Raw genomic sequence first — 12275 nt, 5'->3', positions numbered from 1 at the left:
ATGGCGACAGAAACACGGACCGATAACAGGTATATCAAAGAGTTCACCGCCCTCCTCAAGGAGACGTGGCTCGGGTACGCGTTTGTCATCCCCACGACAATCGTACTGATGCTTATCGTCCTGTACCCGACTGTTCGGGGCATCACAATGGCGTTTCAGGAACTGTCGCTACTCCAGCCGAATCAGGTGGAATTCGTCGGTCTCCGGAACTTCTATGAGATGACGGCAGATCCGGCGTTCTGGGTCTCGATGAAGAACTCCGTTCTACTAACGGTTCTCGCGGTCTCGCTCGAGTATCTCTTCGGCTTGGGACTGGCGCTGGTGCTCAAACAGAAGGTGCCGGGGATCAAGATCTTCCGGAGCATTGCGATGGTGACGTGGGTGTTGCCTATCATCGTGATGGTTATCATCTTCCGGTGGCTGGTCCAGCCAGATTACGGATTTCTCAACGTCATTCTTGGTTCACTCGGATTGCCAACGACCTACTGGTTCGGCTCTCCAACGTGGGCGTTCCCCCTTATTGTCGTAATGCACGTCTGGCGGAACGCGCCCTTTTTCGCCATCGCGCTGATGGCGAGCATGCAATCCATTCCCGAGTCCTACTACGAGGCGGCTGCGATGGACGGAGCGAGCAAGCTCCAGCAGTTTCGTTACATCACTCTTCCCAACATCTCGTACGTGTCGATGATTATGATCGTGTTGCACGTCATCTTCACGCTCAACAATTTTGACATCGTCTTTCTTGCGACTGGTGGTGGCCCACTCGGTTCCACGGAAGTGTTAGCGACGTACGTCTACAAGCTGGCGTTCAATCAATACACGCTGGGGTACGCCGCCAGCATCGGGATCGTGATGCTCATCTTGCTGATGGTGTTCACCGTGGTTTACGTCAAGCTGGAGGAAATCGACTAATGATCCAACAACGAACGCGAATGGAGGTACACGCATGGCAGTAGAGTCAGACGATAAGCCGAACAACTTCGTCCAGCGGTTCGACGAGTGGCTCGGTGAAGAAGTGAGCCCGCGAATGGGCGTGGTGGTCTACGCCGCACTCGCACTCTACTTCGGATTCCTCCTGCTGCCGATCTTTAACCTCCTTATCGCGACGGTCTCAGAACAAGCAGTGATGTACTCAAGTCAGCTCCTTCCGGCACCGGGACAGTTTACACTACAGCACTACGTGACGGTCCTCACACGCGGGGAGTTCCAGCAATACGCCATCAACTCGATCACAGTCGCCACGAGCACTACCGTGCTAACGCTCGTACTGGGTGTGTTCGCCGCCTATGCGCTTAGCAAGTTCGAGTTCCCAGGGCGAGGGCCGCTCCTCTTGAGTTACCTCGCCACGCAGATGCTACCGTGGGTGCTGGTACTCATCCCGTTTTTCCTGGTGATGTCGAGTCTAGGTCTCGTCGATACGTATCCAGGTATCATCCTCGCTCATACCGCTTTCGCACTCCCCTTCGCGGTGTGGCTCCTCAAGGGTTACTTCGACAATATCCCAGATTCTCTGGCGGACGCGGGCAAGATGGACGGCTGTTCACAGATCGATATCCTCGGCCGGATCATGCTCCCACTTTCACTGCCAGGGATCACTGTGGCCGGCTTCTACACATTCGTGCTATCATGGAACGATTACCTCGCCGTCTCGGTTTTGTCTCAGACTGCTGTGACGCGGACGCTACCGTTCGGGCTTCAGCTCTTCCAATCACAAAACCAGGTTAACTGGGGACTGGTGCTCACAGCGGCGTTCCTGACGATGATTCCGGTCGTCGTCCTATTCGCCCTCATCCAGAACCGACTAGTCGAAGGACTCGCCAGCGGCGGATTGAAAGGAATGTGATGGCTTTTCGAGCAACGTACAAATCGTTTTCTTGATCGGCGATCTGAAGGAGTGAGATGAAAGAGTTCTCACACCGAGAATACGCCCCTGAAAGTTGATCGAACAGTTTGCCGGCGTCACGTTTCAGTCGAGTAATTCATCGGGGAGGAAATCGGCGTTGGCGTCGAGGAGATCGGTCACCATGTCGTCGATCTCCTCGAGCGTACACGCGGCCGCCGTCAACGGATCGAGCTTGATCGCCTGCCGCAACGCATCCTGATCGTGTTCAAGGGCAGCCTTCACCGCGAGCCGCTGGACATCGATGTTACTCCGGTTGAGCGCAGCCAATTGTGGTGGAAGGTCGCCCACAGTGCACGGATTAACCCCTCGGTCATCGACCAAACAGGGTACTTCGACGCAGGCGTCCTCGGCGAGGTTCGCGATCGTGCCCTCATCGTTGCGGATGTTGATGTTCATTCGACGAGGTCGTCCGGTTTCCATCGAGTGGATGATGCGCGAGCCATACTCCTCCGAGCGTTCGATCTCGGGATCGATCTCCGAGACATCCATCTCGGCGGCCTCCTGCTGGTACGAGCACCAGTGCTCGAAGTACCGTCCCGTTGGCATCCAGTCGACGAAGTAATCGTCATAGTCCTCTTCGACGATGAACTCCTCAATGATCTCCGATTCGGTGCGGAAGTAGGGCACATACTCGCTCATGTGATTGCTCGACTCGGTGACGAAGGCCCCAAAGTGGCGGAGCATCTCGAAGCGTACGTTGTCGCGCCCGTAGATGTTGGGATCGTCCATCGCCTGGTAGAGTTCGGGATAGATACTCGCGCCGTCACATTTGGCTTCCAGAAACCACGCCATATGGTTGATGCCGGCGACCCAATACTCCAGTTTCTCTTTGGGAACGCCGGCGTAGTTCGAAACGGCCTCGGCGGTGTGTTGAACACTGTGACAGAGGCCGACAACTTCGACGTCGGTCGCCTCGTCGATCGCCCAGCACAGCATCGCCATCGGATTGGTGTAATTGAGTAGGAGGGCGTCCGAACAGAGTTCTTCTATATCGTGTGCGAGATCAAGCATCACTGGGCTGGTACGAAGCATCCGGAAGATACCGCCAGGACCGAGGGTATCCCCAACGGCCTGATTAACCCCGTACTCCTGTGGGATACGGATCTCGTTCTCGAACGGCTCACGGCCGCCGACGTGGATCATGTTGAGGACGTAATCGGCGCCTTCCAGTGACTCTCGACGATCTGTGGTCACCTCGATCGTCGCTTCCACGTCGTTGTGCTCGAGCATCGCCTCGGCCGACACGACGGTGCGATCGAGACGCTTTGGATCGATATCCATCAGTGATAGAGTACTTCCCTGCAGTTCCGGATACGAGAGGACGTCTCCCATTAGGTTTCGGGCGAAGATGATACTTCCCGCACCGATGAACGTGATCTTCGGCATGGATCCCATCAGGCGATGCCGTGTGATAAAATGGAGTAATGCGGCAACGGTCTTGATAGGGGTGACATCACCCATCGAGTGTCTTTGTACTCGCGTCGATTTACGCTCCGAGACGACCAGCGAGAGTACGCTGACAGGTGGACGGCGTGAACCGAGGCCGTAGCTGCGCCTGAATCACGTTCGAAACGATTCGAGCGGCACTGTCTAGATAACCTCAACAGGAGGTTGATTGTTGAGCGATTGGTGCGGTCTAGGGTGGTTATAGTATCGTTTGGAGGTTTTGAGCCAATCTCGGACAGCCCGCCGACTGGCGACCCACGTCGTATGGAAGCGGTCAGTCCTGATTTGCAGTGTCTGAAACCGCTTTTCGATGTAGTTTCGGGTTCGATACTCAAGTTGACCGCTCAGCCCCAATCGATAGAGGGCAGTCAGGTAGCCACCACCATCAACCTGAAACTCGGCGTCTGAAACGTCGTGTTTCTCGATGAGTTGATGCAAGAAGGCCGCCGCGGGACTGACCTCGCGGCGGCCGAAGATTTCGATGTCCAACAGGAGTTTTGAATCGACATCGATTGCGGCGTAGACCCAGCATTTCTCGTCGCCGATTTTGACAGCGGTCTCATCGACAGCGATCCGCGACGGCTTCGCCGTCGGCGGGTCCGACCCGCTGTCAGCGAGCCGTTCTTTCCACTGCCAAATCGCTTGGTGTGACCGATCTACGTCAAGCAATTCTAGGATTGACGCTGTTTCCCTGAACGATAAGCCAGCAGCGTGGAGACGGATGGCGACGCCCGTCAGGGCGTTCGCCGTCCGTTCCCGCTGCTAACACTGAAAAGCCTCCCCGTCTAACGTTTTCTTGAGGAATTCTTGTAGAGCCATAGACATTCGAAACAAGAACTCCTCGCTTCTCAAATTGGCTAACTAGACAGTGCCTGTCATACAGATACACCTTGACGACGGGAGTTTATTGATGATGAACGTTCGGGAGAGAATTCCATTTCGGACTACCTTAGCATCTCGTGCGTAACAGCGACAAAATTCACGTTATGGGAAAAACATCACTTAAATCACCGTAGAAAGCCAATAGTACACACTGACTATCCCTTCTTGACCATGGAATATTCGTCCGACAATAGTGAACAACTACCACAGTTTCATTGTACTTACCTGCCCCGTGTAAGTACAGATGATCCTCCCATCGAAGCCCCCGCGAGCCGACTAGACGGAATCGTGATTACGCAGATACCGATCGGCGTTGTGTCCAGAACGGCTCGTGTCAACTGTTTTTTATTGCCTTCTTCCTACGGCTAATTACAGTCATACGCTTGTAAACATCGTCCACTGATGGTTCATCTATGGTGCACTGCTTGATGGCAGATAATACGTCCCACGATATAGGCCCTCAGCGTAGCCGAATCAGTGAATCAACTGCTCTCTTTCTAGGTTCGTATCTCTAATGTAATTATCTAAAAACAATAGTGAATACGGTCTTCACTAAGGTTTTGCTGGTTCTCTGAGTTCGCCTTCCGAGAAAATAGATCGTTTGGCGGAGATAAACACGCTAATTTGTTGATCCGCAGGAGGTCACTCGTTGAGAGCGAAATTCGGTCATTGCTGGCTCTAAGAATCGAACCGCACCGACTTGAGTTCGTTCGTTGCGAGATATTCGTCTAACCGATCGAGCTTAGCCTGTTCGGTCATAGAGTCGACGTCGGTGGATGAAAGTCCGCGCTCCCCCACAAAGTTCGAGGGGCCGTCGCCCGGTCCGAACCCTCTCAACTGATCAGTTCGGGCGTCGCATGGCGACGCTGTACATCGTTCCCGCGGACTCCGAACCGATCGCATCGACGAGGCGATCGACCTCAGCGATCAGTGGATCGCCCAGTTCTGCCGCCAACTCCGTGGCTCTGGATCGGGCCGCGTTCGCGTGTGCCTCGACGTGACTTGCGGTCCAGGGGACGGGATCGAGGAGCGTCAGTTCCCGATCGAACTCCCAGCCGTACCCGGCGAAGAGGCGTCGGAGAACTGCCGACGGGTAGAAGGTCAGCGCCGGACGGCCGGTGACGAGCTCGGCGGCCGCGTTCTCGACGGCGAACAGGTCGCTCACCGCGGCGTCCTCGGGGAGCGGTTCATAGTCGTCGACGACGAGGTGACAGTCCGGAGCCGCGACGCGGGTCAGTTCCTTGATGACTGCGGGGAGCGCCGCGGGTAGAAGCACGTTGAACAGCGTGTGGGCGGTGATGACGTCGACGGAGTCGGCCGCGAGCGGGGTGTTCGTGAGGTCTGCTTCGATCACGGCAGTACGGTCAGCCTCGGTACGTCCGATTCGTTCGCGGACCGTCGTCGCGTGGTCACTGTCGTTAGTAATAGCGTAGACCCGGCGGCCACCGTTTGCGAGCAATCCGGTGGTCGCGTTCCCGACGCCGGCGCCGGCCTCAAGGCAGGTCGCCCCGTCGACGGGGCGGTCTTCGAGCGCTGCCGTCACTGTCTGGGGAACGTCCATCGAGACCTCCAGGTTCAGTGGTGGAGCTGTTCCGGGACGGGGCTCTCGTCGTGGCGAGCCTCCTCGACGAGCGATCGCTGGGCCGCCTCGTCCATGCCGTCATACCGGCTCGCGGCCTCAAGCACCATCGCGACGAGCTTCGGGTCGCCGGGACTGACGACGCTGGTCAGGCCCTGCGAGGCAGCGAAGTCGAACCGGTCACGGATCTTCTCGGACGTGTCGACGGGCTCATACCAATTCGCGTACGGGCGGTCCCGCTCGGGGAGTTCCTCGGTCGGCGGCCACGACCCCTTCGCGAAGGCCTTGATGCCGAGCGTGCCGATGTTCTCCTCGTTCGCGCGCTCGAGCACCGCCTGGTAGTCGTGATCCTCGTCGTCCTTCCCGACGACAACCGGGTTCAGCGGGAACATCACCGTCTCGAGGTCGTCGATGCGGTCGATCGCCTCGAGGATGAGCTGGGGGTTCCCGTGACTGGTCAGCCCGATGTGATCGATGACGCCGTCGGCCTTAGCCTCCCGCATCGCCTCGAGGACACCGTCGTCGGCCGTGATCCTGTCGATTTCGTGCTCGTACTCCAGACCATGGACTTGGTACAGGTCGATGGTGTCCACGCCAAGGCGGTCGAGCGACTGTTCGAGCTTCCGCTTCGCACCCTCGTAGCCCCGCTCCTGGGTCTTGCACCCGAGGAAGATGTCCTCGCGGTGCTGGTGGAGCTTCGGTCTCAGCTTCAGTTCGGCGTCGCCGTAGGCCGGGGCCACGTCAAAGTGATTGACTCCGTGATCCAGGACGAGTTCCACCATCTGATCGACCCCCTCCTGTTCGAGCCAGTTCAGCACGATCGCACCGAACGTCATCACAGTGCTGTCGTGCCCGGTCTCGCCCAGTGAACGCGTTTTCATACCTGTGCATCAAGGGGGGCGCGCATAATAGTTGGGGACGACCCACCTATCAGGATATTCTACCGGTTGAGGAACCGGATTACTTGCTGCCGTCGGCGAAGTCTGCCCGCTGGTACCGTGACGTGTCAGACGGTTGCCCGGACGAAGTGACAGTTCCGATCGCAGTTCTCTCGTTCGTTTGGTTGAGGTTACGGACGGCGGACGGTGTGGTCGGAGCGAGGTGGCCAGAATGGGAGTTCAACGTCTTTGTTCCGACAGAGAGAGAGGGCGAACACGGAGCGCGAATGCCTGATCGCAGATTATACGTTCGACGATGATAGACGGAGAGTACGCACACTTGAGATTACAAATGGTTACGATCACGAACTAATTCCGAAGGACGAGCTTCATTTCCATTCTTTTCGTTGTCGATTACACCCGCATGGTTGTAATCAAAATTCCGGTACGGTTCATTATGGTCGCACGTCCTCTTGTTAGTAATTGACTCTCGCGATATAGACTCTCAGTAACTGTGATTTGACGAATTTGTACTTGATATTCGAGATCACATCGCAAGCATGTTCATTGGAAAACAGCAAGCAATCAGTTCAGCGTCATCATCTCACCAATCTCAATTAATAGGATTCTTAAAACTCTATGTTCCGTGTGAGTAAACACGTCGGTCCAAAGACGGTCTTCGTGATATCGGCGATCACTTCAAAGATTGTCTCCCAGGTGAGTTTACCGACATCGAGAAATAAACCGCGAACGAAAGCTACTTCCTGCACCGCGTGGATTTTCATCACATGGCTGAATATGAGCCGTCTTGGGAGTCGTTAGACTCTCACGAGCTACCGGAGTGGTTCCGTGACGCAAAATTGGGTATCTTCATTCATTGGGGAATTTATTCGGTCCCGGCGTGGGCTCCGACCGGCGCCGAAATCGGTGGCGAGAACGCCTCACCGTACGCCGAGTGGTACCCCTACTACATGTACGAGAAGGGGTCGCCGACGAAAGAGTATCACGAGGAAACCTACGGCGAAGACGCCGAATATATCGACTTCGTCGATGACTTCACTGCCGAAAACTGGGATCCCGACGAATGGGCGTCACTCTTCGACGAGGTCGGAGCCGGCTACGTCGTTCTCACGGGCGAACACCACGACGGCTTCCCGCTGTGGGGCAGCCACTACACGAAGTACAACGCCGTTGAGATGGGACCCGAGCGCGACCTCGTCGGCGACCTCGCGGATGCTGTTCGCAATCAGGGACTTCGATTCGCTGCCTCTTACCACGCCAATTATAACTACTATCAGCCCGGTTTCGACGGCCAATTTGGACACCCCGACTACGAGAAAGGTGGACCTAGCGAAGAACGGGGCGGACCGGGTTCGGAGTACGTCGCCTTCATGAACGCCAAGCATCGAGAGTTGATCCGGAAATACAACCCCGACATGCTCTGGTTCGATGTACCCAAGGCTGACGGCAAGCATCTGCACACTCAGGAGCTGATCGCCGATTACTACAACCGCGCCGCCGAGCGTGGCCAGGAAGTCGCCGTCAACGACCGAGCTTCGACTGACGCCATCGGTCCGACCATCGATCTCGAAAATCGTGAGACGGAGGACACGCACGGCGATTTCATCACGCCCGAGTACGCGACGTTCGACGAACTTCGAGACGAGCCGTGGGAGGGTAATCGCGGTATCGGCCACTCTTTCGGCTACAACGCCGGGGAAGACGAGGACGATCACCTCTCGCGCGAAGAATTGATCCAATCGTTCGTCGACATCGTCTCGAAGAACGGCAACCTCCTCATCAACGTCGGTCCGAAAGCAGACGGGACGATTCCGGACATACAGAAGGACCGCCTTCAGGCACTCGGTGAGTGGCTCGACGTGAACGGCGAGGCAATTTTCGGATCACGCCCCTGGCTCGTTGCCGAGGACGATGTCAGCGACACCAAAGTGCGCTACACCCACCACGACGGTGATCTCTATGCAATCGCGCTCGGCTGGCCCGGTGACAAACTAACTCTGTCGGTGCCGGCCCACATCGACCTTGACGACGCACCGGAAACGACACTGCTGACCGCTGACGGACATCGCTCACTCACCGTCACTCTCGCGGATGACCGACTCGCGATCGAACTCCAGGAACGTCCCGACCACGACCATGCATACACAATCCGACTGAATAGCGTTGAAAACACGCACTGAGACGACCCAACCGTCGCACTACTTAACGGCGAACGAAGTTGAGTCCTGGAACTCAACCGCCTCGGCCTGGGCCGCCTCAGGTGGTTCACGGTTTTTGATTGCTTCACCGGTCTGGCGGTCGAAGACGTGAACCCGCTTTTGGGGGAACACCACGTTGATTTCTGTCCCTTCTCGAATGTACTCCTCGCCGTCGATACTCGCCGTGTACGTCTGGTCGCCGACCTTGAAGTAGACGAACGACTGGTCGCCCAGTGGCTCCACGACATCGACCTCGACGGTGAGGACATTCTCGTCCCCGCTGGCTGCGACGCGGATGTCCTCGGGACGGATGCCCAGCGTGAGGGTGTCCGTGACCTCAGCAATGAACTTGGCGGTCGTGGCGTCAAGGGAGTACTCGAACTCGTCGTTGACCAGTGTCCCTACGTCTCGGTCCTGAATCATCTCGAAGAAGTTCATTGACGGCGACCCGATGAATCCGGCGACGAAGCGGTTAGCGGGGAGGTGATAACACTCCAAGGGTGTCCCAATCTGCTGGAGCTCACCGTCATTGAGAACGGCGATCCGATCGCCCATCGTCATCGCCTCCGTCTGGTCGTGGGTGACGTAGATCGTCGTTACGTCGAGATCTGTCTGCAAATTCTGTAACTCGGTCCGCATCTGGGTGCGGAGCTTGGCGTCTAGGTTCGACAGTGGCTCGTCCATCAGGAACAGCTCCGGATCTCTGACAATAGCGCGCCCAAGAGCCACGCGCTGTTGCTGGCCGCCGGAGAGTTCCCTGGGCTTCTTGTCGAGCAATTGCTCGATTCCCATCATCTTGGCAGTCTTCTCAATGCGCTCGTTGATCTCATCGGAGGAAAGGTCCGTCCCCATCTTTAGCCCGAACCCCATGTTCTTGCGCGAGGTCATGTGGGGGTACAGCGCGTAGTTCTGGAACACCATCGCGATGTCTCGGTTACGAGAGCGCTGGTGTGTGATATCGGTCCCGTTGAGCGAGATGGTGCCTTCGCTCGCTGATTCGAGACCGGCGATACAGCGCAACGTGGTCGATTTTCCACAGCCAGAGGGACCGACGAGGACAAGAAATTCGCCGTCTTTGATCGAAATCGAGAGGTCGTCAACGGCGACGATCGCTGTCCCGGACCCGTCACTGAATTGTTTGGTCAGGTTCGCTATCTCTAGGTCGCCCATAGAAAACAGGTGACCGTATTCGATGATAAATCTTGTTCCTTGTTACACCGACGCGCGCGAAAGCGTCCAGATGCGCTCCATGAACGGAATCGGTTCTTCATCGTCATCCACGTCGACGCCCTCGCGTTTGAATTGGGCGACATAGCGTTCCCACTCCTCCACCGCCTCGTCGCCGTCGACTTCGTCGAGGTAGACACCAATGTCCTCCGCTTCGAGAATACAGACGGCAAGATCGTCTCTAACGTACAGTTCGAACTCCGTGACCCCGCCTCGTTTCATCGCCTGTGAGACACCCTTAGGAACGTCCTCGTGTGCTTTGAGGTACTCGTCTCTGTGCTCGGAGTCGATGTGCTGAATATACACCGCTCGTTCTGTGTCTGATGACATACCAACGGTAACGGTAGAGTCGCTAAAGAAGATTATGTTGGGCAATAAATACAATTCGTCCGGCCGAACTACACCTCATGAATTCGTTCAAACGTCCGGTGCGAGAGATACGAGACATCGCGCGCGGAGAGAAACGGCGTCTCCTCGATCCACGAAAGGCAGTCCTCGTAACTTGCCCAGTCGTCCATCCACGGGTAGTCCGAGCCGAGCATCATTCGCTCGGGACCGAACCACTTGACGAGAGCGCGGACATAACCGTGCAAGTCCTCGTAGGGCCACTCGCGTTCGGCCGATCGTGGAAGGGAACTTACCTTGACGGCGACGTTTTCGCACTCGGCCACCGATTCGAAGGCCCTCCACGGAGCCTCGTCAGGCGCGGTCATCTCGTCCGGGAACGCCATATGATCGACGATGAGTTGCACGCCCGGATGCTCATCGGCGATTTCTGCGACCATCGGCAGTTGCTCTGCCTTCGGGAAGATGAACACGGCCGCGTCGAGTGCCGCAGCTTCCTCCCAGACCGGTTCGAGCGCATTGTCGAGGATCCAGTCGGCCGTCCGGTTCAACTCGGCTGGGTACTTGGCGTATTCGAGACAGGCGTGCATACGCACGCCCAATATCCGATCATGGCCGGTGACGCGCCGGAGGTCCGCGCGTACCTGCTCGGGATTGTCCTGAAAGAAGTCCATGAGGCAGACACCCCACAGTCGGTCAGGGAAGGCCTCGATTACTCGCATCGTGTACTCGTTGGCGCGAACGCCACGTCCGTACAGTGGCGTCGTAACAACGACGCTCTCGTCGACGCCGACTGCATCCATATCCGTGACCAGATCACGTCCAGTGTAGGGACCGTTCCACCCCGGTGGTAACACCTCGGCCTGCCACGGGAGTTCGTCGGTGTTCACGCCCCAAGCGTGCGTATGTGTGTCAATAAATCGCATTGGATCACTCCAGATTGCCGCCTCCGCTTACACGCAGGATCGTACCAACGACGTAGGACGACGCGTCGCTGGCGAGGTACAGCACCGCGTTCGCGAGGTCTTCGGGCTGGCCGAGCCGGCCAATCGGGCGCGCCTTGCCCCACTCTCTGAGTACGTCCTCGGGTGTCCGATCGGGATCGTTCTCGGCGATCATCTCAGCCTCGTAGCGTAATTGGTAGGTCTTAGTCACATCCGTCGAGATGGCGTTCATCCGGATGCCGTGCTCGGCGAGTTCGTGGGCCATCCGCCAAGTAAGACCGTTGATCGCGGTCTTTGAAATACCGTATAAGCCACGGTGACCTGTTCGTCGGTCTCCAGTCTGGCTGGTGTGGTTGATAATCGAACCCTCAACGCCCTGGTCGATCATGTGAGCCGCGATGAGCTTCGAGGCGTAGTACTGCGCCCGGACGTTCACGTTCATGGTGAAGTCCCAGTCCTCGATCGACGCCTCGGCGAAAGACTCCTCCCGTGGCCATACAGCGGCATTGTTGACCAACAGGTCGATCTCACCGAACGCGTCGATGGCCGTCTCGACGAGGTTCTCGATCTCGTCTAGCTTGGCCATGTCCGCCGTGACGCCGATTACCTCGCCCTCGCTTCGTTCATCGAGTTCCTCGGTGACCGCGGTCACGTCGTCTTCCGTCCGAGAATTGACGACGACGTTCGCGCCCACGTTTGCGAGCCCCTCTGCGATCCCACGACCGATTCCTTTCGTTGAGCCAGTGACGATAGCCGATTCACCGCGGTAGTCGTACGTAGTGTGGCCGACCATACTGAATGCATAGTGTGGGTTTCCAAGAATCCACCGGTGCGGCCGGTCGAACACGGTGT

General features: G+C 57.1%; 10 protein-coding genes and 1 pseudogene. 3 read left to right on the top strand and 8 right to left on the bottom strand.

Features of this window, described 5'->3' with window-relative positions; genetic code table 11:
• Together C3L37_RS07530 and C3L37_RS07525 are read left to right on the top strand one after the other, a co-directional pair.
• The gene (locus C3L37_RS07530; RefSeq protein WP_129113966.1) at positions 1-912 is read left to right on the top strand and encodes a carbohydrate ABC transporter permease; all 912 of its coding nucleotides are present in this window, start codon (positions 1-3) and stop codon (positions 910-912) included.
• 34 nt (positions 913-946) lie between these two features.
• Entirely contained in the window at positions 947-1843 is an 897-nt protein-coding gene (locus C3L37_RS07525; protein WP_228546154.1) for a carbohydrate ABC transporter permease, read from the top strand.
• A 123-nt stretch (positions 1844-1966) separates the two neighbouring features.
• On the opposite strand, the gene melA is transcribed toward C3L37_RS07525, so the two are convergent.
• The 4 genes and pseudogenes from melA to C3L37_RS07505 all read right to left on the bottom strand — a co-directional run bounded on the left by melA (position 1967) and on the right by C3L37_RS07505 (position 6691).
• Positions 1967-3289, bottom strand: a complete 1323-nt coding sequence (gene melA / locus C3L37_RS07520) for an alpha-galactosidase (RefSeq protein WP_129114019.1) — start codon at positions 3287-3289, stop codon at positions 1967-1969.
• 204 nt (positions 3290-3493) lie between these two features.
• Positions 3494-4168: pseudogene (locus C3L37_RS07515) on the bottom strand (IS6 family transposase).
• A gap of 904 nt (positions 4169-5072) precedes the next feature.
• A complete protein-coding gene (locus C3L37_RS07510; RefSeq protein ID WP_129113965.1) occupies positions 5073-5792 on the bottom strand; it encodes a class I SAM-dependent methyltransferase in 720 nt (239 codons plus the stop codon).
• Positions 5793-5806: 14 nt separating this feature from the next.
• On the bottom strand, positions 5807-6691 hold the full coding sequence (locus C3L37_RS07505) for an aldo/keto reductase (protein ID WP_129113964.1): 885 nt from the start codon (positions 6689-6691) through the stop codon (positions 5807-5809).
• 785 nt (positions 6692-7476) lie between these two features.
• On the opposite strand from C3L37_RS07505, the gene C3L37_RS07500 reads away from it, so the two are divergent.
• Positions 7477-8889 carry an alpha-L-fucosidase gene (locus tag C3L37_RS07500; protein WP_129113963.1) on the top strand — a complete coding sequence of 471 codons (1413 nt, stop codon included), beginning with the start codon at positions 7477-7479 and terminating at the stop codon, positions 8887-8889.
• Between the two features lie 18 nt (positions 8890-8907).
• Here C3L37_RS07500 and C3L37_RS07495 read toward each other — a convergent pair whose 3' ends face one another.
• The 4 genes from C3L37_RS07495 to C3L37_RS07480 form a co-directional block, all read right to left on the bottom strand.
• Complete coding sequence (locus C3L37_RS07495; protein ID WP_129113962.1) at positions 8908-10077, bottom strand: ABC transporter ATP-binding protein; 1170 nt, start codon at positions 10075-10077, stop codon at positions 8908-8910.
• A gap of 42 nt (positions 10078-10119) precedes the next feature.
• Complete coding sequence (locus C3L37_RS07490; RefSeq protein WP_228546152.1) at positions 10120-10464, bottom strand: L-rhamnose mutarotase; 345 nt, start codon at positions 10462-10464, stop codon at positions 10120-10122.
• A 68-nt stretch (positions 10465-10532) separates the two neighbouring features.
• Positions 10533-11405 (bottom strand): amidohydrolase family protein, encoded by an 873-nt coding sequence (locus C3L37_RS07485; protein ID WP_129113961.1) that lies wholly within the window; start codon positions 11403-11405, stop codon positions 10533-10535.
• Between the two features lie 4 nt (positions 11406-11409).
• The gene (locus tag C3L37_RS07480) at positions 11410-12270 is read right to left on the bottom strand and encodes an SDR family NAD(P)-dependent oxidoreductase (RefSeq protein WP_228546151.1); all 861 of its coding nucleotides are present in this window, start codon (positions 12268-12270) and stop codon (positions 11410-11412) included.
• Positions 12271-12275: the final 5 nt, after the last annotated feature.

Source organism: Halegenticoccus tardaugens (genome assembly GCF_004116405.1).
Taxonomy (GTDB): domain Archaea; phylum Halobacteriota; class Halobacteria; order Halobacteriales; family Haloferacaceae; genus Halegenticoccus; species Halegenticoccus tardaugens.
This window is presented reverse-complemented; position numbering and strand designations above follow the sequence as displayed.

What these genes read in the sequence shown, in the direction of transcription:
- C3L37_RS07530 (WP_129113966.1), top strand. Translation starts at nt 1, where the DNA reads ATGGCGACAGAAACACGGACCGATAACAGGTATATCAAAGAGTTCACC.
- melA (WP_129114019.1), bottom strand. Translation starts at nt 3,289, where the DNA reads ATGCCGAAGATCACGTTCATCGGTGCGGGAAGTATCATCTTCGCCCGA.
- C3L37_RS07505 (WP_129113964.1), bottom strand. Translation starts at nt 6,691, where the DNA reads ATGAAAACGCGTTCACTGGGCGAGACCGGGCACGACAGCACTGTGATG.
- C3L37_RS07485 (WP_129113961.1), bottom strand. Translation starts at nt 11,405, where the DNA reads ATGCGATTTATTGACACACATACGCACGCTTGGGGCGTGAACACCGAC.
- C3L37_RS07495 (WP_129113962.1), bottom strand. Translation starts at nt 10,077, where the DNA reads ATGGGCGACCTAGAGATAGCGAACCTGACCAAACAATTCAGTGACGGG.
- C3L37_RS07500 (WP_129113963.1), top strand. Translation starts at nt 7,477, where the DNA reads ATGGCTGAATATGAGCCGTCTTGGGAGTCGTTAGACTCTCACGAGCTA.
- C3L37_RS07490 (WP_228546152.1), bottom strand. Translation starts at nt 10,464, where the DNA reads ATGTCATCAGACACAGAACGAGCGGTGTATATTCAGCACATCGACTCC.
- C3L37_RS07510 (WP_129113965.1), bottom strand. Translation starts at nt 5,792, where the DNA reads ATGGACGTTCCCCAGACAGTGACGGCAGCGCTCGAAGACCGCCCCGTC.
- C3L37_RS07525 (WP_228546154.1), top strand. Translation starts at nt 947, where the DNA reads ATGGCAGTAGAGTCAGACGATAAGCCGAACAACTTCGTCCAGCGGTTC.